The 21,255-nt window shown below is 68.3% G+C and carries 17 protein-coding genes; 6 read left to right on the top strand and 11 right to left on the bottom strand.

All coding sequences use genetic code 11. The annotated features are described in order from the left end of the window. Window positions 1-5 precede the first annotated feature (5 nt). Together GZ64_RS0101650 and pknB are read left to right on the top strand one after the other, a co-directional pair. On the top strand, window positions 6-1,208 hold the full coding sequence (locus tag GZ64_RS0101650; protein ID WP_197020494.1) for a LysM peptidoglycan-binding domain-containing protein: 1,203 nt from the start codon (window positions 6-8) through the stop codon (window positions 1,206-1,208). Between the two features lie 78 nt (window positions 1,209-1,286). Beyond that, the gene (gene pknB / locus GZ64_RS0101645) at window positions 1,287-3,233 is read left to right on the top strand and encodes a Stk1 family PASTA domain-containing Ser/Thr kinase (RefSeq protein WP_029264908.1); all 1,947 of its coding nucleotides are present in this window, start codon (window positions 1,287-1,289) and stop codon (window positions 3,231-3,233) included. 104 nt (window positions 3,234-3,337) lie between these two features. On the opposite strand, the gene GZ64_RS0101640 is transcribed toward pknB, so the two are convergent. Together GZ64_RS0101640 and GZ64_RS0101635 are read right to left on the bottom strand one after the other, a co-directional pair. Continuing rightward, entirely contained in the window at window positions 3,338-4,678 is a 1,341-nt protein-coding gene (locus GZ64_RS0101640; protein ID WP_017830214.1) for a class II 3-deoxy-7-phosphoheptulonate synthase, read from the bottom strand. A gap of 47 nt (window positions 4,679-4,725) precedes the next feature. Further along, complete coding sequence (locus GZ64_RS0101635; protein ID WP_021199324.1) at window positions 4,726-5,415, bottom strand: lysophospholipid acyltransferase family protein; 690 nt, start codon at window positions 5,413-5,415, stop codon at window positions 4,726-4,728. 151 nt (window positions 5,416-5,566) lie between these two features. Here GZ64_RS0101635 and GZ64_RS0101630 point away from each other — a divergent pair, with 151 nt between their 5' ends. After that, a complete protein-coding gene (locus GZ64_RS0101630; protein WP_021199323.1) occupies window positions 5,567-7,399 on the top strand; it encodes an AMP-dependent synthetase/ligase in 1,833 nt (610 codons plus the stop codon). Between the two features lie 61 nt (window positions 7,400-7,460). On the opposite strand, the gene def is transcribed toward GZ64_RS0101630, so the two are convergent. The 3 genes from def to GZ64_RS0101615 form a co-directional block, all read right to left on the bottom strand. After that, a complete protein-coding gene (gene def / locus GZ64_RS0101625; RefSeq protein ID WP_029258363.1) occupies window positions 7,461-7,952 on the bottom strand; it encodes a peptide deformylase in 492 nt (163 codons plus the stop codon). After that, window positions 7,952-9,766, bottom strand: coding sequence for a MinD/ParA family ATP-binding protein (locus tag GZ64_RS0101620; RefSeq protein ID WP_029264907.1), 1,815 nt, complete (start codon window positions 9,764-9,766; stop codon window positions 7,952-7,954). Before GZ64_RS0101620 ends, def begins: the two co-directional genes overlap by 1 nt. 65 nt (window positions 9,767-9,831) lie before the next feature. Further along, window positions 9,832-13,239 (bottom strand): pyruvate carboxylase, encoded by a 3,408-nt coding sequence (locus GZ64_RS0101615; RefSeq protein ID WP_029258365.1) that lies wholly within the window; start codon window positions 13,237-13,239, stop codon window positions 9,832-9,834. A gap of 93 nt (window positions 13,240-13,332) precedes the next feature. Here GZ64_RS0101615 and GZ64_RS0101610 point away from each other — a divergent pair, with 93 nt between their 5' ends. Then, window positions 13,333-14,145, top strand: a complete 813-nt coding sequence (locus GZ64_RS0101610) for a ParA family protein (RefSeq protein ID WP_029258366.1) — start codon at window positions 13,333-13,335, stop codon at window positions 14,143-14,145. Window positions 14,146-14,214: 69 nt separating this feature from the next. On the opposite strand, the gene GZ64_RS0101605 is transcribed toward GZ64_RS0101610, so the two are convergent. The 3 genes from GZ64_RS0101605 to GZ64_RS0101595 all read right to left on the bottom strand — a co-directional run bounded on the left by GZ64_RS0101605 (window position 14,215) and on the right by GZ64_RS0101595 (window position 16,032). Then, window positions 14,215-14,760, bottom strand: a complete 546-nt coding sequence (locus GZ64_RS0101605; RefSeq protein WP_021199318.1) for a MerR family transcriptional regulator — start codon at window positions 14,758-14,760, stop codon at window positions 14,215-14,217. 100 nt (window positions 14,761-14,860) lie between these two features. Continuing rightward, a complete protein-coding gene (gene ftsR / locus GZ64_RS0101600; RefSeq protein WP_021199317.1) occupies window positions 14,861-15,547 on the bottom strand; it encodes a transcriptional regulator FtsR in 687 nt (228 codons plus the stop codon). Beyond that, the gene (locus tag GZ64_RS0101595; RefSeq protein WP_029258367.1) at window positions 15,547-16,032 is read right to left on the bottom strand and encodes an FHA domain-containing protein; all 486 of its coding nucleotides are present in this window, start codon (window positions 16,030-16,032) and stop codon (window positions 15,547-15,549) included. The genes ftsR and GZ64_RS0101595 overlap by 1 nt, the downstream gene beginning before the upstream one ends. 100 nt (window positions 16,033-16,132) lie before the next feature. On the opposite strand from GZ64_RS0101595, the gene GZ64_RS0101590 reads away from it, so the two are divergent. Together GZ64_RS0101590 and lpdA are read left to right on the top strand one after the other, a co-directional pair. Continuing rightward, entirely contained in the window at window positions 16,133-16,783 is a 651-nt protein-coding gene (locus tag GZ64_RS0101590; protein WP_029258368.1) for a copper resistance CopC family protein, read from the top strand. A gap of 9 nt (window positions 16,784-16,792) precedes the next feature. Then, the gene (gene lpdA / locus GZ64_RS0101585) at window positions 16,793-18,190 is read left to right on the top strand and encodes a dihydrolipoyl dehydrogenase (RefSeq protein ID WP_029258369.1); all 1,398 of its coding nucleotides are present in this window, start codon (window positions 16,793-16,795) and stop codon (window positions 18,188-18,190) included. Between the two features lie 66 nt (window positions 18,191-18,256). On the opposite strand, the gene GZ64_RS0101580 is transcribed toward lpdA, so the two are convergent. From GZ64_RS0101580 to GZ64_RS0101570, 3 genes are read right to left on the bottom strand one after another with little or no spacing between them, the layout of a single operon-like run. Continuing rightward, the gene (locus GZ64_RS0101580) at window positions 18,257-19,378 is read right to left on the bottom strand and encodes an FAD-dependent oxidoreductase (RefSeq protein ID WP_051667804.1); all 1,122 of its coding nucleotides are present in this window, start codon (window positions 19,376-19,378) and stop codon (window positions 18,257-18,259) included. Next, window positions 19,365-20,090 carry a methyltransferase domain-containing protein gene (locus tag GZ64_RS0101575; protein WP_029264904.1) on the bottom strand — a complete coding sequence of 242 codons (726 nt, stop codon included), beginning with the start codon at window positions 20,088-20,090 and terminating at the stop codon, window positions 19,365-19,367. The genes GZ64_RS0101580 and GZ64_RS0101575 overlap by 14 nt, the downstream gene beginning before the upstream one ends. Further along, complete coding sequence (locus GZ64_RS0101570; RefSeq protein ID WP_029264902.1) at window positions 20,087-21,250, bottom strand: type III polyketide synthase; 1,164 nt, start codon at window positions 21,248-21,250, stop codon at window positions 20,087-20,089. Before GZ64_RS0101570 ends, GZ64_RS0101575 begins: the two co-directional genes overlap by 4 nt. Between the last annotated feature and the right edge of the window lie 5 nt (window positions 21,251-21,255).

Here is a 21,255-nt window from a genome sequence, read left to right as displayed (position 1 = left end):
AAGCCTTGACAGTCAAGACCGCCACGCGTCGAACGCGATACCTGCCTATCGGAGTGCCTGCGGCGGTGCTCGGAGCCCTGGCGACCACGCTCACGGCGGCACCGGCCCACGCGGCTTCTCCGTCGGATGCTGCCGCCGTCGAGCGTCCACGTCTTCTCCCCGCGCGCGCGGTGCCCACCGAGGCCGCTCCACCCAGCTACGTCGTCCGCCCCGGCGACACCGTCTCCGCCATCGCCACGCGCTTCGGTCTTCGAGCGGTCGATGTCCTGACCTGGAACGGCCTCTCCTGGCGTTCCGTGATCTACCCTGGTCAGACCCTGACGCTGCTGCCTGCGGCCCCGGCAGCGACACCCGCAGCCACGCCCACCGCCGCGCCGGCGCCCCCGGCCTCGGCCACGCATCAGGTCGTCGCCGGCGACACCGTCTACGCCATCGCGCAGCGATACGGCACCACCGTCGACGCCGTCCTGTCGGCGAACGGCCTCACGCGCGCTTCGATCATCCTTCCGGGCCAGAGTCTCGTCGTCGCCGGCACCGCAGCACCGGCAGCCGCGCCGACACCGGCAGCTGTCCCCGCAGTCGCTCCCGCATCCGCCGCGACGCACACCGTCGTGGCCGGAGACACGCTGTTCGGCATCGCGCAGAAGTACGGCACCACGACGCAGACGCTGTACGCCGCGAACGGCCTCGGCCCCTCGTCGATCATCTATCCCGGCCAGACACTCTCTCTGCAGGCGACGCCGGTAGCGGCTCCCGCCCCCACCACCGCTTCCGCCTCGGCCGGCGGCCAGCAGACGGCGACGCTCACCGCGGAACAGGCTGCGAACGCTGCGCTCATCATCCGCGTCGGTCGCGAGCTCGGCGTCTCGGACCGGGCGATCGCCATCGCCCTCGCGACGGGGATGGTCGAGTCCGGGCTGCGCAACCTCGACTGGGGCGACCGTGACTCGCTCGGCATCTTCCAGCAGCGCCCCAGCACCGGCTGGGGAACGCCCGCGCAGATCATGGACGCCGAGCGGAGCACACGCGTGTTCTACGGAGGGCAGGCCGACCCCAACGGGCAGGTGACGCGCGGGCTCCTGGACATCCCGGGCTGGGAGGGCATGCCCTTCACCGAGGCGGCCCAGGCGGTGCAGATCTCCGCCTATCCGGACAAGTACGGCCAGTGGGAAACGCAAGCCTATGCCTGGCTCGCTCTGCACGGCTGACGACATCCGGGAAAACCCGAAGGCCCGAGGGGTGAGCCGCTCCCCTGTCTTTCAGGCAGTTCTCCATAGAATTCTGACGTGACGACCAATCAGCAGGCCGACCCCCTCATCGGGCGGCTTGTCGACGGCCGCTACCGGGTGCGTGCCCGCATCGCCCGCGGCGGGATGGCGACCGTGTACGTCGCAACCGACCTCCGCCTGGAGCGGCGCATCGCCCTCAAGGTGATGCACGCGCACCTCAGCGACGACTCCGCCTTCCAGAGCCGGTTCATCCAGGAGGCCAGAGCCGCTGCCCGGCTGGCGGACCCCCACGTCGTGAACGTGTTCGACCAGGGCCAGGACGGCGAGCTCGCCTACCTCGTGATGGAGTATCTGCCCGGCATCACGCTGCGCGAGCTCCTCCGCGAGCAGAAGCGCCTCACGATCCCGCAGACCATCACCATCATGGATGCGATCCTGGCCGGTCTCTCGGCCGCGCATCGTGCCGGGATCGTGCACCGCGACGTGAAGCCCGAGAACGTCCTCCTCGCCGAAGACGGTCGCATCAAGATCGGCGACTTCGGGCTCGCGCGAGCGACCACCGCGAACACCGCGACCGGACAGCAGCTGCTCGGGACGATCGCCTACCTCGCCCCCGAACTCGTCACGCGCGGAACCGCCGACGCCCGCAGCGACATCTACGCCCTCGGCATCATGCTGTACGAGATGCTCGTGGGTGAGCAGCCCTACAAGGGCGAGCAGCCCATGCAGATCGCTTTCCAGCACGCCACGGAATCGGTGCCCCGACCGAGCGTGCGCAACCCCGCCGTGCCGGAGCAGCTCGACGAGCTCGTGCTCTGGGCAACGGAGAAGTCGCCGGACGACCGACCCGACGACGCGCAGCAGATGCTCGAGCGCCTGCGGGAGATCGAACGAGACCTCGGCATCGCCCCGACTGCGGCCAGAGCCACCGCGCCGCAGCACAGCCAAGGCGACTCGGGTGACCTCACCAAGGTGATGCCGGGAACGATGGTCATCGCCGACCCCACGGCTCCGGCACCCGCCGCCCTCGACAACGCGACCCTCCTGCGACGACGAGCGTCCAAACGCCGCGCGCGCGGGGCGTTCCTCCTCACTCTCGTGCTGCTGCTGGCGGTGCTCGCCGGCGGGGTCGGCTGGTGGTTCGGTTCCGGACCCGGCTCTCTCATCGCCGTGCCCGCGGTCGCCGGAGGCACATACGACGCCGCCGCGGCGACGCTCACGGATGCCGGATTCGTGCCGTCGCAGAAGGACGAATTCTCGATCGACATCCCCGCGGGGACCGTCATCGAGACCGATCCGGAAGAGGGGGCGCGACTCGACAAGGGCGCCTCGGTCACGGTGATCGTCTCCGCGGGGCCGGCGACGCACACGCTCGACCCGTTGAACGGCCGCGCCGAGCAGGATGCGCGCGACTACCTCACCGGTCTCAAGGTCAACGTCACGGACAAATCTCTCCTGCTCTTCTCCGATGCCGACGCCGGCATCGTCATCAACGCGTACGTCACACCGCGGGCCGGCGGGGACGCCTACATCTGCGGGGACGGCTGCGAGGTCTTCGAGGACGACACGGTGGAGCTCTACGTCTCCGCCGGCGACTTCCCCGACGTCGCGGGTATGTCGGTCGGCGAGGCCACCTCCACGCTCACGGACAAGGGCCTCACCGTGACCGCGGACCCGCAGTACACCTTCAGCGACAGCGTCGCCAAGGATGTGGTCATCGGAGTGGCCGATCGTGCGGAAGAAGGCAATTGGCGGCCGGGCGACAGCGTGCAGCTCATCGTCTCCAAAGGCCCGGAGCTGTTCCCCGTGCCGGATGTCTCGGGCAAGACCTTGAACGAAGCCAAGAAGATCCTCTCCGACAAGGGGTTCAAGTCGACCTATGCCGCCTGGGGCGATCTGCCGGGCTTCGCGGAGATGGCCAAGGTCACGGGGCAGGATCCCGGCCCGGACAAGTCGCTCCCCCGTGGAGGCACCGTGAACCTCTCGATTCAGCTCAGCGGTTGAGCGCTCCGTCGGGGAACGACCGCGAGACGTCATGAGCAAAGAGAAGGCCGCCTCCCCGTGTTCCGGGGGGCGGCCTTCTTCGACGGTGTCTCAGCGCTTCTGTCTCAGCGCTTCTCGAGCTCCTCGGCCACCAGGAAGGCGAGCTCCAGCGACTGCATGTGGTTCAGTCGCGGGTCGCACAGGCTCTCGTAGCGCGTGGCCAGCGCGGCCTCGTCGATCTGCTCCGACCCACCGAGGCACTCGGTGACGTCGTCACCGGTGAGCTCGACGTGGATTCCGCCGGGGAAGGTGCCGACCGCGCGGTGCGCTTCGAAGAAGCCCCGCACCTCATCGACGACGTCGTCGAAGCGACGGGTCTTGTAGCCGGTCGGCGTGGTGATGCCGTTGCCGTGCATCGGGTCGGTGACCCACAGCGGCTGCGCGCCGGAATCGCGGACCGCCTCGAGCAACGGCGGCAGTGCGTCACGGATCTTGCCCGCACCCATGCGGGTGATGAACGTCAGGCGTCCGGGCTCGCGTTCGGGATCGAGCTTGTCGATCAGCGCGAGCGCGGTGTCGGGCGACGTGGTCGGTCCGAGCTTCACGCCGATGGGGTTGCGGATCTTGGAGAAGTAGTCGACGTGTGCGCCATCGAGCTCGCGCGTGCGCTCTCCGATCCACAGGAAGTGCGCAGAGGTGTTGTACGGCGTGTCCGTGCGCGAGTCGATGCGCGTCATCGGGCGCTCGTAGTCCATCAGCAGACCCTCGTGCCCCGTGAAGAACTCGACGCGCTTGAGCTCATCGAAGTCCGCTCCTGCAGCCTCCATGAACTTGATCGCGCGGTCGATCTCCGCGGCCATGCGCTCGTAGCGCTGGTTGGCAGGGTTCTGCGCGAAGCCCTTGTTCCACGAGTGCACCTCGCGGAGATCGGCGAAACCACCCTGGGTGAACGCGCGGATCAGGTTGAGGGTCGACGCCGCCGTGTGGTAGCCCTGGAGCAAGCGACCGGGGTCGGCGGTGCGGGACCCCTCGGTGAAGTCGTACCCGTTCACGATGTCACCGCGGTAGGCGGGCAGAGTGACGTCACCGCGGGTCTCGGAGTCGCTAGAGCGCGGTTTCGCGAACTGACCCGCCATGCGGCCCATCTTGACGATGGGCATCGAGGCGCCGTACGTGAGCACGACAGCCATCTGCAGCACCGTCTTGATGCGGTTGCGGATCTGTTCGGCGGTCGCCCCGGCGAAGGTCTCGGCGCAGTCACCACCCTGGAGGAGGAACGCCTGGCCGGACGCCGCACGGGCGAGCCTGTCACGCAGGTTGTCGACCTCGCCGGCGAAGACCAGGGGCGGAAGGGTCGCGATCTGCTGGGAGACGTCGGCGACGCGGTCCGCGTCGGGCCACTGCGGCTGCTGCTTGATGGGAAGCGAGCGCCATGCATCAAGGGCTTCGATGTGGTGCGGGAGCATGCGTTCCAGCCTAGTGGTCGCGGGTACCACCCAGATCCGCGTGAGGCCTATGTGACGCGCGTGGGGAGCCGGTCCTTGACCGTCGACGCGTAGACGTCTTCGTACTTCTGCTCGCCGAGCCGCTGCAGGGCCACCATGATCTCGTCGGTGACCGAACGCAGGATGTAGCGATCGTTCTCCATGCCCGCGTAGCGCGAGAAGTCGAGGGGCTCCCCGATCACGATTCCGACGCGCACGATGCGGGGCAGCCTCCTGCCGATCGGCATCGCCGTATCGGTGTCGACCATGATCACCGGCACCACCGGGACCTTCGCCTCGAGCGCCATCCTGGCGATGCCGGTCCGACCCCGATACAGCTTTCCGTCGGGGCTTCTGGTGCCCTCGGGGTAGATGCCGAGCAGGTCGCCTCCGCCGAGCACCTGGAGTCCGGTGTTCAGCGAGGCCTCGGAAGCCTTGCCACCCGATCGATCGATGGGGATCTGTCCCGTCGCCTTCATGAAGAACTTCGTGGCCCAGCCTTTGAGGCCGCGGCCCGTGAAGTAGTCGCTCTTCGCGAGGAAGGACATCGACCGGTCGATCACCAGGGGAAGGAAGATGGAGTCGGCGAAGGAGAGGTGATTGCTCGCGAGGATCGCCGCACCGTTCGCGGGCACGTTGTTGCGCCCGACGATCCAGGGGCGGAACACCGCCTTGACCACGGGGCCGATCACCACGTACTTCATCAGCCAGTAGAACATCGTGGTGAAGTCTAGCGCCGCGCCCGGCGTCCGTGGAGTCGACTCGTTGCTCCGACCATCCACGCGACCCAGTTCCACCTGAGGCGCGACTGGGTTCCATGCCCTAGACTCGGAGGCAAGTCCGTGCCCGACCGGTACCGAAGGAGCTGCCGTGGTCCAGTTTGAAGTCCCCGCGATCGTCCCCGCCGATCCCGACGCGAACGTCGCCGACCTGCTGGTGAAGCGCGTCGAAGCCACTCCGGATCGTGCGCTGTTCTCGGTTCCGGAGGGAGAGGGGTGGCGAGACATCTCGGCCGCCGACTTCCAGACGGCCGTGACCGCCCTCGCGAAGGGCTTCGTCGCCGCCGGCATCCAGCCCGGCGAGAAGGTCGGATTCCTGGCGCGCACGACGTACGAATGGACGCTCGTCGACTTCGCGCTGTTCTACGCCGGCGCCGTGATGGTGCCGATCTACGAGACCAGCTCGCCCTCTCAGATCCAGTGGATCCTCGAGGACTCCGGTGCCATCGCGCTCATCGTGGAGTCGCCTGAGCACTTCGCCCGCGTCGACGAGGTCCGTGGCGACCTCCCGCTGATCCGCGAGGTGTGGCAGCTGCACCTGGGTGCCATCGACACCCTGACCGCCCAGGGCGCCTCCGTGGCCGATGCCGAGATCGAACGCCGGCGCTCCCTTGCGGTCGGATCCGACATCGCCACGCTCATCTACACCTCCGGCTCCACGGGGCGCCCGAAGGGGTGCGTGCTCACGCACAGCAATTTCGTCGAGCTCTCCCGGAACTCCGCCAAGGCTCTGGACGAGGTCGTCCAGACACCGGGAGCCTCCACCCTCCTCTTCATCACGACTGCCCATGTGTTCGCACGGTTCATCTCGATCCTCGACGTCCATGCGGGAGTGCGCACGGGTCACCAGCCCGATACGCGCCAGCTTCTTCCGGCGCTCGGCTCGTTCAAACCGACGTTCCTCCTCGCTGTCCCCCGCGTGTTCGAGAAGGTGTACAACTCGGCGGAGCAGAAGGCCGAAGCCGGCGGCAAGGGCAAGATCTTCCGTGCCGCCGCCGACGTCGCCATCGAGCACTCCAAGCTGCTCGAAGCGGGCAAGCCGATCCCGTTCGGGATGAAGCTCAAGTTCGCCCTGTTCAACAAGCTCGTCTACAGCAAGCTCCGCGAGGCCATGGGCGGCAATGTCGTCTACGCCGTCTCGGGCTCCGCGCCCCTCGGCTCGCGGCTCGGCCATTTCTTCCACAGCCTCGGTGTGGTGATCCTCGAGGGCTACGGCCTGACGGAGACGACCGCGCCCGCCACGGTGAATCTGGCGGACAAGTCGAAGATCGGGACGGTCGGCCCCGCCCTCCCCGGCGTCGGCGTCCGCCTCGCCGACGACGGCGAGATCGAGGTGCGCGGCATCAACGTGTTCAAGGAGTACTGGAACAACCCCGAGGCGACGGCCGAGGCCTTCAGCGAGGGCGGCTGGTTCCACACCGGCGACATCGGCAGCTTCGACTCCGAGGGCTTCCTGACGATCACCGGGCGCAAGAAGGAGATCATCGTCACGGCCGGCGGCAAGAACGTCGCTCCGGCCGCACTCGAGGACCCGATCCGCGCGAATCCGATCATCGGTCAGGTCGTGGTCGTCGGTGACCAGCGTCCGTTCATCTCGGCGCTCGTCACGCTCGATCCCGAGATGCTTCCGACCTGGCTCGCCAACAACGGCCTCGAGGCCACCATGTCGCTCGTGGACGCGTCCAAGAACGCGGCCGTCCGGGCCGAAGTGCAGCGCGCGGTCGATGCCGCCAATGCACGCGTCTCGCGAGCCGAGTCGATCCGGAAGTTCACGATCCTCGACTCCGAGTGGACGGAGGCCTCGGGGCACCTGACCCCGAAGCTCTCGATCAAGCGGAACATCATCATGAACGACTTCGCCGACGAGATCGCCGCGATCTACGACGAGCCCGTCGCGACCACGAATGTCCCGATCGGCGGCTGACCCGATCCCCCTGATGAAGAAGGGCCCCGCACGCGCGGGGCCCTTCTTCATCAGTCCGGCGTCAGAACCAGGAGCTCTCTCGCACTTCGCGCATGGCGACCTTGCGGGTCTCCGGGTCGAGCCGGGTCAGGAAGAGCTTGCCGTCGAGGTGATCGGTCTCGTGCTGCAGCGCCTGAGCGAGCAGGCCGTCCCCCTCGAGCACTACGGGGTCGCCGTCGAGATCGATCCCCTCGACGCGCGCCCAGGGATGGCGCTGCGCGTCGTGCCAGAGTCCCGGGACTGAGAGACAGCCCTCCCCCGTCGGCTCCGGCTCACCGCGCACCTCGGTGAGCACCGGGTTGAGCACATAGCCGATGTCGCCGTCGATGTTGTAGCTGAAGGCGCGCAGAGCGACGCCGATCTGCGGCGCCGCGACTCCCGCGCGCCCCGGCAGCTCGACGGTGTCGACGAGGTCGGCCACGAGTGCCCGGACCCCGTCGTCGATCACCTCGATCGGGGCGCAGACCGTACGCAGGACGGGGTCGCCGAAGATGCGGATCTCACGGACGGCCATCAGGCGGCCCTGGCCCGCAGGCCCTCGACCAGCAATGCCGCGAGTTCTCGGGCGGCGATGCGGGTCTCGGGCAGAAGGTTGGCGAACACGATCGTGCCACCCCCGGCGATCTGCGGGTCGTAGGGGACCCGCACGACACTCCGTGCACGTGTGGCGAAGTGCGCCTGCAACTCGTTCAGCCGCACGAGGGGCGTCCCGGGCGTGGACTGGTTGAGGACCACGATCGCCTCGCGCGCCTGCTCGGCATACCCGTTGGTCTCGAGCCACGTGAGGGTCTCGGATGCGAGGCGCGCCTCGTCGACACTCAGCCCCGAGACGATGACGACCTGGTCGGCGAGATCGAGAGTTGCCGACATCACCGAGTGGACGATCCCTGTTCCCGTATCGGTGAGGACGAGCGAGTAGTAGTGCGCCGCCACGCCGGCCACGTCACGGTAGTCGCTGTCGCTGAAGGCCTCGGCGATGCGCGGGTCGGCATCGGAGGCGAGGACGTCGAGGCGTGTCGCGTCGCGCGCCACGATGGCGGAGATGTCGTGGTATCCCTTGACGTCATCGTGGATGCGGACGAGGTCGCGCACGGACTTACGGTGATGCGGACGCACGATGCGCTCGGCGAGTGTTCCGCGATCCGGGTTGGCGTCGACGGCGATCACGCGATCTTCCCGAGCGTCGGCCAACGCCATGCCCAGCAGCGCCGTGATCGTGGTCTTGCCCACCCCGCCCTTGCGGGAGAGTACGGGCACGAAGCGCGCTCCCCCCGCGAGCGGTGCGGCGATCCGCGCGGAGAGGGCCTTGCGCTCCCGCGCACGACGGCCGTCGCCGATGTTGATGCGACGACCGGAGACGGCGTAGAGGAAGTGGCTCCATGCCCCCTCGGGCTCCGGCTTCGCGATCCGGTGCGGGTCGAGCAACCGGTCGGCGGTGAGCAGATCGGCGGACTCGCGCGAGGACTCGCCCAGATCGTCCAGGCGCTTCGAGGTGAGCGTCACGTCCGTGCGGGCCGCCGGGCGAGCCGGTTTCGCCACGACGGGCCTCTCTTCTGGGGTGGACACGGTGGTGGTCTCCTTCTCGGCGGACGCCCGCACGGCGGATGCCGGTGCAGGAGGAGTCGTCTCGATCTCGGATCGAGCCTGGGAGAGGAACCGGGCGGCCGCGGCTTCCTCTGCAGCCCGCCCCTCGGCGGAATCCAGATCGTCGGTGACCGGCTCAGAGTCCGGCTCATCGATGACGACCGCATCGACGACGACCGCATCGACGACGACATCGTCGACGGGGATCACCGGATCGAGTGCGGTCACCTCGATCACGATCCGTTCCGTGCCGGGTGCCTCATCGATGACGGGTGCCTCATCGATGACGGACGCCTCGTCGATGACGGGCGTCTCGTCGATCACGCCCGTGACGACGGGAGGTTCCACGGTCGACCCGACTGTGGGCTCGACGTTCGAGGAGGCCGCCGGCTCCTCCGCCGGTTCGACGACGGGGGCCGATCCGGAGACCGGCGCGGATGCGGCGACGTTTGCTGATGCGGAGACAGGACGGGTCTGCGATTTCGGCAGCGTCTTTGTCTTCCCCTTCGTCCCGGACTTCGGGACCTGCTCCACGGCAGGCACCTGATCGATCACGAGGTCGCCGATGACCTCGCCGTCGACGACGCCGTCGTCGGCGAGGTCATCCTCCTCGTTTCGGGGAAGGGTCACGCTGACCTGAGCGGTCCCGCCGAGGATGCCGATGCCGGCCGTGTGGAGAGACGCGGCTTCGTCGAGCACCCCCAGCGAGTTCTCCTCGGGGTCGGTGGTGTTCTTCGGTGTCACGATGTCGCTCCAAGCCTGCGCGAGCCTCGGGTGCGCACGCATGCGCGGCCCTCGCCCGCACAAGATTAGTGCGCCGGACGGATCACGACCAAAAGATCTCCGGCGTCCACCTGCTGCGTCTCAGCGATCGCGTGGCGCTCGACCACGCCGTCGACGGGGGCGGTGATGGCCGCCTCCATCTTCATCGCCTCGATGGAGGCGACGGGTTCGCCGGCCCGGACGACGGCTCCGACCTCTGCCTTCAGAGTGACGACGCCGGAGAACGGAGCCGCCACCTGACCGGGGACGGAGGTATCGGCCTTCTCGACCTCGATCGCATCGACCTTGATGGAGCGGTCCCGGACGAACACCGGGCGGAGCTGTCCGTTCAGCGTCGTCATCACGGTGCGCATGCCCTTGTCGTCCGCGTCGCCGATGGCTTCGAGCCCGACGTACAGCCGCACCCCGCGATCGATCTCGATCTGGTGCTCCTGGCCGGCGACGAGGCCGTACAGGTAATCGCTCGTGTCGAGCACCGACAGGTCGCCGAACAGCTCGCGACGCTCCGCGAACTCCGCACTGGGCGCAGGGAACAGCAGCGTGTTGAGTCGCGTCCGCCGTTCGGCGCTGGTCCCGCCGAGAGCCGCCTCGTCGTCTGCAGTGATCGCGGTGAGACCCGTACGCACGGAGCGCCCGGCGAGGACCTTGGTGCGGAACGGCTCCGGCCATCCTCCGGGAAGATCGCCGAGCTCGCCGGCCATGAAGCCCACGACCGAATCGGGGACGTCGTACTTCTCGGGATGGGCTTCGAAGTCGGCAGGGTCCGCCTTCACCGCCGCGAGGTGGAGGGCGAGATCGCCGACGACCTTCGACGACGGCGTCACCTTGGGCACACGGCCGAGGATACGGTCGGCCGCGGCGTACATGTCCTCGATGAGCTCGAAGTCGTCGGCGAGGCCGAGCGCCTTGGCCTGCTGCCGGAGGTTCGACAGCTGTCCGCCCGGGATCTCGTGGTGGTACACACGGCCTGTGGGACCGGGAAGCCCGGACTCGAAGGGCGCATACTGGCGACGCACCGCCTCCCAGTACGGCTCGAGGTCGGAGACGGCGTCGAGCGAGATGCCGCTGTCGCGTTCGGTATGGGCGAGGGCCGCGACCAGCGACGACAAGGACGGCTGACTCGTGGTTCCGGACAGCGGCGCCGACGCGGCGTCCACCGCATCCACGCCGGCGGCGCTGGCGGCGAGGAGCGTCGCGAGCTGACCGCCGGGGGTGTCATGCGTGTGCAGATGGACCGGCAGATCGAAGCGCTCGCGCAGCGCCGTGACGAGTGCGGCAGCGGCGGCGGGACGCAGCAGACCCGCCATGTCCTTGATCGCGATGATGTGCGCGCCGGCCTCGACGATCTGGTCCGCAAGGCCCAGGTAGTAGTCGAGGGTGTAGAGGTCCTCCGCGGGGTCGAGCAGGTCGCCGGTGTAGCAGAGCGCGACCTCGGCGATCGCGGTCCCGGTGTTGCGGACGGCCTCGATCGCCGGACGCATCTGCTCCACGTCGTTGAGTGCGTCGAAGATGCGGAAGATGTCGACGCCGCTGGCGGCGGCCTCCGCGACGAATGCCTCGGTCACCGCCGTCGGGTACGGCGTGTAGCCGACGGTGTTCCTCCCACGAAGGAGCATCTGGATCGCCACGTTGGGCAGAGCGGCACGGAGCTTGTCGAGGCGCTCCCACGGGTCTTCGCCCAGGAAGCGCAGCGCGACGTCGTAGGTCGCACCGCCCCATGCCTCGACCGAGAGGAGTCCAGGAGTGAGCCGCGCGAGATACGGTGCGGCAGCGACGAGATCTTTCGTGCGCACACGCGTCGCCAGAAGCGACTGGTGCGCGTCGCGGAACGTCGTATCGGTGATCGCCAGCGCCGTCTGCGCACGAAGGCTGCGGGCGAAGCCCTCCGGCCCCAGCTCGAGGAGCTTCTGACGCGAACCCGGCACCGGCTCCGAGGTCAGATCGATCGACGGAAGCTTGGTGACGGCGTCGACAACACCGGGGTGCACGCCGTGGGGCTTGTTCACCGTGACGTCGACCAGCCAGTTGAGGAGCTTCGTGCCGCGGTCCTTGGAGACGCGACCGCGAAGCAGCTCGGGCCGCTCGTCGATGAACGACGTGCTGACGTCGCCGGCGATGAACGCGTCGTCCTCCAGGAGCGCCTGGAGGAAGGGGATGTTGGTCGAGACACCGCGGATGCGGAACTCGGCGAGGGCACGACGGGCGCGGGCGACGGCTGCCGGGAAATCACGCCCGCGGCACGTGAGCTTCGCCAGCATGGAGTCGAAGTGGGGGCTGATCTGTGCGCCCTGATGGACCGTGCCGCCGTCGAGACGGATCCCGGCGCCCCCGGGAGAGCGGTAGGTCGTGATCTTGCCGGTATCGGGGCGGAAGCCCTGCGTCGGATCCTCCGTCGTGATCCGGCACTGCAGTGCGGCACCGCGCAGATGCAGGTTCTCCTGCTGCAGTCCCAGTTCGGCGAGGGTCTGGCCCGAGGCGATGCGCATCTGGCTCTGCACCAGGTCGACGTCGGTCACCTCTTCGGTGACCGTGTGCTCGACCTGGATGCGCGGATTCATCTCGATGAAGACGACCTCGCCGGTGCGCTCCCCCGCGGTCTCGAGCAGGAACTCGACCGTCCCGGCGTTCTCGTACCCGATGGAGCGGGCGAAGGCGACGGCGTACCCGTGCAGAGCGGTGCGCACGCTGTCGTCGAGGTTCGGCGCCGGTGCGATCTCGACGACCTTCTGATGGCGCCGCTGCACCGAGCAGTCACGTTCGAACAGGTGCACGGTCTCGCCGGTCTTGTCGGCGAGGATCTGCACCTCGATGTGGCGCGGGCGTACGACCGCCTGCTCGAGGAACATCCTGGCGTCGCCGAAGGCGCTCTCGGCCTCTCGCATCGCTTCGGCCAGAGCGGGAGCGAGGTCCCCGGCCGTCTCGACACGACGCATCCCGCGGCCTCCGCCACCGGCCACGGCCTTGGCGAACAACGGGAATCCGATCTCCTCCGCCTGGGCGACCAGCGCCTCGACGTCATCGGATGCCTCGGTGGAGCGGAGGACCGGGACACCGGCTTCGATCGCATGGCGTTTCGCCTCGACCTTGTTTCCGGCCATCTCGAGCACGTTCGATGGCGGGCCGATGAACACGATGCCGTTCGCCGCCGCCTTCTCGGCGAGCTCCGGGTTCTCGGAGAGGAAGCCGTATCCGGGGTAGATCGCGTCCGCCCCCGACTCGAGTGCGACGCGGATGATCTCGTCGACATTCAGGTACGCGCGCACCGGATGCCCGCGCTCACCGATCTCGTAGGCTTCATCGGCCTTGAGCCGATGGACGGAGCCGCGGTCCTCATGCGGGAACACCGCGACGGTGCGCGCTCCCACTTCGACAGCCGCACGGAAGGCACGGATCGCGATCTCGCCGCGGTTCGCCACAAGGATCTTCTGGAACATGCACACCTCTGGGAGCTCGATGCGCAGCGTTTTCGATGCGCATGGGGCGGGGCTGAGTGTTCCCCCAGCCTAGGGGAAGGTAACGTGGTCTCCGTGCACGTACTCAGCGTCAGCTCTCTCAAGGGAGGCGTCGGCAAGACGACCGTGACACTCGGGCTGGCCTCAGCGGCTTTCGCCCGAGGCGTCCGGACTCTCGTCGTCGACCTCGACCCGCAGTCCGACGTCTCCACCGGGATGGACATCCAGGTGGCCGGACGACTCAACATCGCCGACGTCCTGGCGAACCCGAAGGAGAAGGTCGTCCGTCAGGCGATCACCTCCAGCGGCTGGGCGAAGGTGCACCCGGGCACGATCGACGTGCTCATCGGCAGCCCCTCCGCGATCAACTTCGACGGCCCGCACCCGAGTGTGCGCGACGTGTGGAAGCTCGAAGAGGCCCTCGCCTCCGTCGAAGCCGACTACGACCTCGTGCTCGTCGACTGCGCGCCGTCCCTGAACGCGCTGACCCGCACGGCGTGGGCTGCGAGCGACCGTGTCATGGTCGTCACCGAACCCGGCCTCTTCTCCGTCGCCGCAGCCGACCGCGCCCTCCGCGCGATCGAGGAGATCCGGCGCGGACTCTCGCCCCGACTCCAGCCGCTCGGCATCGTGGTGAACCGCGTGCGCCCCCAGTCCATCGAGCACCAGTTCCGCATCAAGGAGCTACGCGACATGTTCGGGCCGCTCGTGCTCTCCCCTCAGCTGCCCGAGCGCACGTCTCTGCAGCAGGCTCAGGGTGCCGCCAAGCCGCTGCACATCTGGCCCGGAGACTCCGCCCAGGAGCTCGCCGCCGACTTCGACCAGTTGCTCGACCGCATCATCCGCACCGGTCGCATCCCCGTCCCCGAGAGCGGTCAGCAGAGCTGACCCTCCCGACGCGCACAGCGAAACGGCCGCCCTCTTCGAGGACGGCCGTTTTCTGTATGACGTGAGACGTCAGGCGGAACGCTTGGTGCGACGAGCGGACAGCTCGTCGACAGGGTCCGGAGCGGTGGCATCGAAGGCGACGAGCGTCGACTCCACCTCGCGGAGCACCTTGCCGACGGCGATTCCGAAGACACCCTGACCGCGGCTGACGAGGTCGATGACCTCGTCGTTCGATGTGCAGAGGTAGACCGAGGCGCCGTCGCTCATGAGCGTGGTGCCTGCGAGATCGCGGATGCCGGCGCGACGGAGTTCCTCGACGGCGGTGCGGATCTGCTGCAGCGAGATGCCGGTGTCGAGAAGACTCTTCACGAGCTTGAGGACGAGGATGTCGCGGAAGCCGTAGAGACGCTGCGAACCCGAGCCGCTCGCGCCTCGGACGGTGGGCTCCACCAGCTCGGTGCGAGCCCAGTAGTCCAACTGACGATAGGTGATGCCGGCGGCACGAGCAGCGACCGCACCGCGGTAGCCGACCTCGTCATCCATGGCCGGAAGGCCGTCGGTGAAGAGGAGTTCGGGTACGAACCGCGGGTCGCCTGTGAGCTCATCCGCATTCATCTGAAATCCTCCCTGGAACGGTTATCTTCCACGGTAGAGCAGTGCCTGGGCACCGGCAATCACATCCGTGCCGCGGCGAAGGTGTGTCGCAATCAGTTCGTTACGAAAGCACGCGCGAGAGCGCATCCTTGACGAAGAGCGAGCGCACTTCGTCGATGCGCGTGGCGAGCTCGGGAGCGAGCTCGCTAGCTTTCGCTCGGGAGGCCGCATCGGTCCGGCGGAGCAGCGCGGACATGGCGGATTCGATGAGGGCGACCTCGCGCTCGGCGCCCTGACGCAGTGAACGAAGGTGCCGCGGCTCGATGCCGTGGCGGTCCAGGCCGACGAGACCGCGAAGCAGCGTCACCGTCGCCTCGGGGTAGCTCTCCTGAGCGGTGATGACGCCGGTGCTGATGGCGTCGTTGAGGAGCTGCGGGCCTGCTCCGGCCGCGGCGAGGAGCTCGTCGCGGCGGTACCGGCGGGGCGCCGGGGTGATCGACGGCGGGGGCACGAGAGCAGTCGCGTCTCCCCCGGCGTCGACGTCGTCGAGCTGTTCGCGGATGACGCTCAGAGGAAGGTAGTGATCACGCTGCAGCGTGAGTCCGAGCCGGAGGCGCTCGATGTCGGACGCCGAGAACTTGCGATAGCCGGAGTCGGTGCGAGAGGGGGTGACGATGCCCTGCACCTCGAGGAAGCGCAGCTTGCTGGAGGTCAGGTCGGGGAACTCCGGGGTGAGCCTTGCGAGCACCTGACCGATACTCAACAGACCCGCGGACGCAGAGCGTTCGCGGGCAGGAGAGGCCGCCATCAGGCGTTCGCCGCCGGGCGGTCGTGCGGAGAGGCGAAGAAGTTCAGACGGAACTTGCCGACGCGGAGTTCGGAACCGTCCACCAGGGTGCTGCGATCGACACGCTCGCCATTGACGTAGGTCCCGTTGAGCGAACGCTGGTCGATGATCTCGAACGTGGACCCCGTGCGCGTGATCTCCGCATGCCGGCGCGAGACCGTCACGTCGTCGAAGAAGATGTCGGCCTCGGGGTGACGGCCGACGGTCGTCACGTCGGTGTCGAGGAGGTACCGGGCTCCGGCGAGAGCGCCGGAGCGGACCAGCAGAAGCGCCGATCCCGCAGGCAGCGCGGCGATCGCCGACTGCTCGACGTCGGTGAGTTCCACTCCGAACGGCACGAACGACAGATCGGAATCGTGCCCGAACGTCTGCGTAACGTCGTGTCTCTGCTCACCGGAACGGTGGATCGCGGCTTCTCCGGCCGGTCGGCTGTCGCTGTCAGTCACTGTGCCCTCCTGGTTGTCCAGACTAACGGATGCCGGGCCGGTCGCGGGAGGCCCCTTCCACACTCAGCCGCCCCATACCGAGGATTCATAGGCTGTCCTCGTGAAGACCAAAGCTCTGAGCCGCTCGGCCGCCCCGATCGCCCTCGCCGCGACCCTGCTCGCCGCCTTTCTCGTGCTCCTCTCCCCTCTCTCCGCTTCTGCGCACGACGCACTCGTGTCGTCGTCGCCGGCGGCAGACGAGTCGGTCGAGGTCGTTCCCGCCGCGTTGACGCTCACCTTCAACGCGAAGCTGATCGGCGGCGAAGGCGCCACCGAGGTCGTCGTAACCGATCCGTCCGGCGCCTCCATCACCGATGGTCCGGCGACCGTCGACGGCGCGATCGTCACGCAGCCCTTGACGGGCTCGGGGCCGGCCGGCGCCTACCACGTGATCTGGAAGGTCGTCTCCAGCGACGGGCACCCCACGTCGGGCGAGTACTCCTTCACCGTCACCGTCGGCGACGAAAGCGCCGCGACGACCGAACCCAGCGCCGCGCCGACCACGACGCCGCCGACGGCCGAGCAGACGGCAGCCCCCGCCCCCACGGCCACGACCGTGACGGAATCCGGCGATTCTGCCGACGGGTCCGCCTGGATCTGGGTGGTCGTGATCGTCGCCGTGCTCGTCGTCGCCGGCGTGGTCGTCTGGATCGTCATGAGCCGCCGCGGCGGAGGCCCCCGGACCGATTCCGACCCCTCCTCCGAGCGATAGGCTTAAGGCATGCCACACTACGACGTCGTCATCCTTGGTGCAGGTCCTGGCGGATACGTCGCTGCGGTTCGCAGCGCGCAGCTCGGTCTGTCCACCGCGATCATCGAGGAGAAGTACTGGGGCGGTGTCTGCCTCAACGTCGGCTGCATCCCCTCCAAGGCGCTCCTGAAGAACGCGGAACTCGCCCACACCCTGAATCACAAGGCTGATTTCTTCGGAATCTCCGGTGAGTTCACGATCGACTTCGGCAAGGCCTTCGATCGCAGCCGCGAGGTGGCCGAAGGCCGCGTCAAGGGCATCCACTTCCTCATGAAGAAGAACAAGGTGACCGAGTACAACGGTCGCGGCACCTTCACCGGCCCCAAGGCGATCTCGGTCGCCAAGGCGGACGGCACGACCGAAGAGGTCACCTTCGACAACGTCATCATCGCCACCGGCTCCAAGGTCCGCCTGCTCCCGGGCGTCACGCTCAGCGAGAACGTGGTGACCTACGAAGAGCAGATCATGACCCGTGAGCTGCCCGAGTCGATCGTCATCGTCGGCGCCGGCGCCATCGGCATGGAGTTCGCGTACGTCCTGACGAACTACGGCGTCAAGGTCACGATCATCGAGTTCCTCGACCGTGCGCTCCCCAACGAGGACGCCGACGTGTCGAAGGAGATCACGAAGCAGTACAAGAACTACGGCGTCGACATCCTCACCTCGACCAAGGTCGAGTCGGTCGTCGACAACGGCTCCTCGGTCACCGTCACCTACACCGGCAAGGACGGCCAGCAGAGCTCGATCGAAGCCGGCAAGGTCCTCATGTCGGTCGGCTTCGCCCCGAACGTCGAGGGCTTCGGGCTCGAGAACACCGGCGTGAAGCTGACCGAGCGCGGCGCGATCGACATCGATGACCACATGCGCACCAACGTCGACGGCATCTATGCGATCGGCGATGTGACGGCCAAGCTGCAGCTCGCCCACGTGGCGGAGGCGCAGGGCGTCGTCGCCGCCGAGACCATCGGCGGAGCCGAGACCCAGACGCTCGGCGACTACCGCATGATGCCGCGCGCGACGTTCTGCTCCCCGCAGGTCGCGTCGTTCGGTCTCACGGAGCAGCAGGCCAAGGATGAGGGGCGCGAGATCAAGGTCGCGACCTTCCCGTTCATGGCGAACGGCAAGGCACACGGCCTGGGCGAGCCGGTCGGCTTCGTCAAGCTGATCGCCGATGCCGAGCACCTCGAGCTCATCGGCGCCCACATGATCGGCCCCGACGTCTCCGAGCTCCTCCCCGAGCTGACGCTGGCCCAGAAGTGGGACCTGACGGCTCTCGAGCTGGCCCGCAACGTGCACACCCACCCGACGCTGTCGGAGGCGCTGCAGGAGGGCTTCCACGGCCTCGCCGGTCACATGATCAACTTCTGATCGAGACTCCTCACGAAGGCCCGGTCCGCCGACAGCGGATCGGGCCTTCGTGCGTCTCCGGAGCCGTCAGAGGCCGCGCATCGTGAGGAGGCCGGTCGTCCATCCGCGCAGCGGTGCCGATCCGAGCCCCTGCATCAGCACCTCCCGTCCACGCACGACCGTCCGGGGAGCGGGAGCGCCCATCGACATGTAGAACGCCGATCGGCGCTGCGCCCGCGAGGCCGATCTGCGCGCGTGCCACTCGTACCCCGACAGGTCGGGCGTCCGACTCGGCAGCGTCCTGACGAGGGCGGTGGCGAGACGAACGGCATCCATCCACCCGAGGTTCATCCCCTGCCCGCCGATCGGACTGATCTCGTGCGCGGCATCGCCGACGAGCACCAGCCGCCCGCGCTGCAGTCGCTTCGCCGCGTGCTGCGCGGCGACGAATGACGTCGGCATCGCGTCCGCCGCGGGGGCGACGGCGATTCCCGTGCGCGTCTCGATGGTCGCGCAGAATTCCTCGATGCTGCGCAGACCTCCGCCCTCCGCTTCCCGCACCACCCACCGGCGCTGTCCACCGGGAAGTGGGAACGACTCGACGAGTCCCTCCGGTTCGCAGTGCAGCACGGCGCGCGCGTCGGGTGTCGCATCGGCGAGGTCGACCATCGCATAGGAGGCCCGTCCGAGGCGGCGGCGCCACCCGGCGTCGATCCGGTCACGGAGTCGGCTGCGCACGCCGTCCGCGACGACCACCACGGAAGCCGACAGCTCGTGCGGTCCGTCGGGGGAAACGCATGCGATCTGCACGGCATCCGCGTTCTGCCGTACGCCCCGCACGTCGTGTCCGAGAAGCAGCGACTCGGGGGAGAGCGACTGCAGGCGTGCGCGCAACAGTGCGCCGGTCCGCGGCTGCGGGAGGATGAGGATCGGGTGATCCTGCCCGAACGTCAGAGTCGCCAGAGTCCGGCGGCGACTGCGCACCTCGCCGCCGTCGAGGCGCAGCGCCTCCGCCCGCACCGCGTCACCGATGCCCGCGGTATCCAGAGCCTCCAGCCCCGGACGGTGGATCCCGATCGCCCTGGTCCGCTCATCCGCATCCGTACGGCGCTCGCACACAGCGACATGCCTCCCCTCCTGCACCAGCAGACACGCCAGCAGCAGCCCGACGGGCCCCGCTCCCACGATCAGGACGTCATGGTCGGGCACGGTCTCCCTCCCACCGGAGTTCCAGACGAGCGGGCACACCCCCGCTGACGATCCAGCCACTCGGGGCGATCGCTGCGAGCTCGGAGACCGTGTACGAACGGCGGATGCTGATGAGGCCGTCCTCGCGGATGAACGAGTCCGCGAGCAGGGTTCCGGAGACCGGCCACGTCGCCGCGGCGAACAGCGCATGAGCCGTGCGGCTGCGGGCGATGTCGTGATGGGATACCAAGCCGTCTGGAGCCGCGAGCTGCACGGAGTCGCTGAGCACGGTCCGGAGTTCGGCGTCGTCGAGATGGTGCAGCACGTGGTTCGACAGCACCACGTCGTAGGTCTCGCCCGCCGCCACCAGCTCGGTCGTGAGGGCGCGGCGATACCGGATGCCGGCGCCGCGATCGTGCGCCGATGCCCAGCGGATCGCCCGCTCGTCGACGTCGAGAGCGGTGATCTCGGCGTCGAGCCCCTCATGACGCAATCGCCGGGCGAGCAGACGGCAGAGGTCGCCCCCGCCCGCCCCCACGTCGAGGATCCGCAACGACCGGGAGCGCAGCGCCCGAGGCCGGATGTCACGACGGTAGAAGGTTCCCGGGCGGGAGACCAGAGCGTTCACGAACCCGAACCGCCCGTAGGTCCGGGCCAGCTTGCGCGCATCGGCATGCGGATCGTCCATCAGCTCGCGGGCGCCGACGTCCCGCGTGGCGAGGGACCGCCTCATGACTCGGTCGAGGCGACGACGGTCATCAGCGCGCTCTCGGCGGTGAGCCCCGGGCCGAACGCCATCGCAGAGACCCGGTCCCCTGCCCTCGCCCCCTCCTCCTCCTCCAGGATGTGTTTGAGGACGAACAGCACGGTCGCGCTGGACATGTTTCCGTTCTGCCGCAGCACCTCCCTGGCCGGGTGCAGCTGCGCGTCGCTGAGGTGCAACCGCTCCTGCACCTTGTCGAGGATGCTGCGCCCACCGGGGTGGATCGCCCAGTGCTCGACCACCTCCCCCACGCTGCCGGCCTCGAAGGCCTCGCCGAGACTCTCTTCCGCGGCATAGAGCGGACGGAGGGCGCCGATGATCGTCTCGCCGATGATCTGCGGAACCGCGGTGGAGAGGATCATCTCGAATCCGGTGTCGCCGATCGTCCAGGCCATGTCCTTCTCGCCCTCCGGCGCTATCGCGGTGTGGAAGCGGTCAAGGCGCAGCCCGGTCGAAGGAGAGGGAAGGTCGCGGGCCGTGACGATTCCGGCAGCCGCACCATCGGCGAACAGGGACGAGGCGACGATCGTGTCGGGGTCCTCCGAGGAGCGCAGATGCAGCGTGCACAGCTCCACGCTCACGACCAGGACGACCGCGTTCTCGTCCGCCGCGCAGAACTGACTCGCTGCGCGGAGCGCCGGCATGGACGCATAGCAGCCCATGAAGCCGAGGTGGAAACGCTGCACCGCATCGGACAGCCCGAGGGCGCGGACGATCTCGTACTCCGGGCCGGGGGCATGGAATCCGGTGCAGGAGACCGTGATGACATGCGTCACATCGGCGGGCCCGAGATCGGGGTCGGCCCCGATCGCTCGCCTCGCAGCCTCGACGAACAGCCGCGTGGCCTCACGCGTGTAGAGGTCGTTGCGTACTTTGGTGCCGGGGGCAAGCAGCCTCCCGGTTCGCCGGTCGAAGAAGACGGGATCGGTCGTGTCGGATGCGAGCGACAGCTCATCGATCACCGTGTGCCTGGCGTCGATCCCTGAGACGTTGAAGGACGTCGTGACGATGCGCTGCGCCAGCCTCCCGAGGTCGGGCTGCTGCGCGAAGACATCACGCACCTGCTCCTGGACGAGAACGGTGTCGGGGACGATCGTCTGCAGCGATCGAAGCACAGGCGGTCGGCTCATGGTGT

This window comes from Microbacterium sp. Cr-K32, assembly GCF_000708345.1.
In the GTDB taxonomy this organism is placed as follows: domain Bacteria; phylum Actinomycetota; class Actinomycetes; order Actinomycetales; family Microbacteriaceae; genus Microbacterium; species Microbacterium maritypicum_A.
This window is presented reverse-complemented; position numbering and strand designations above follow the sequence as displayed.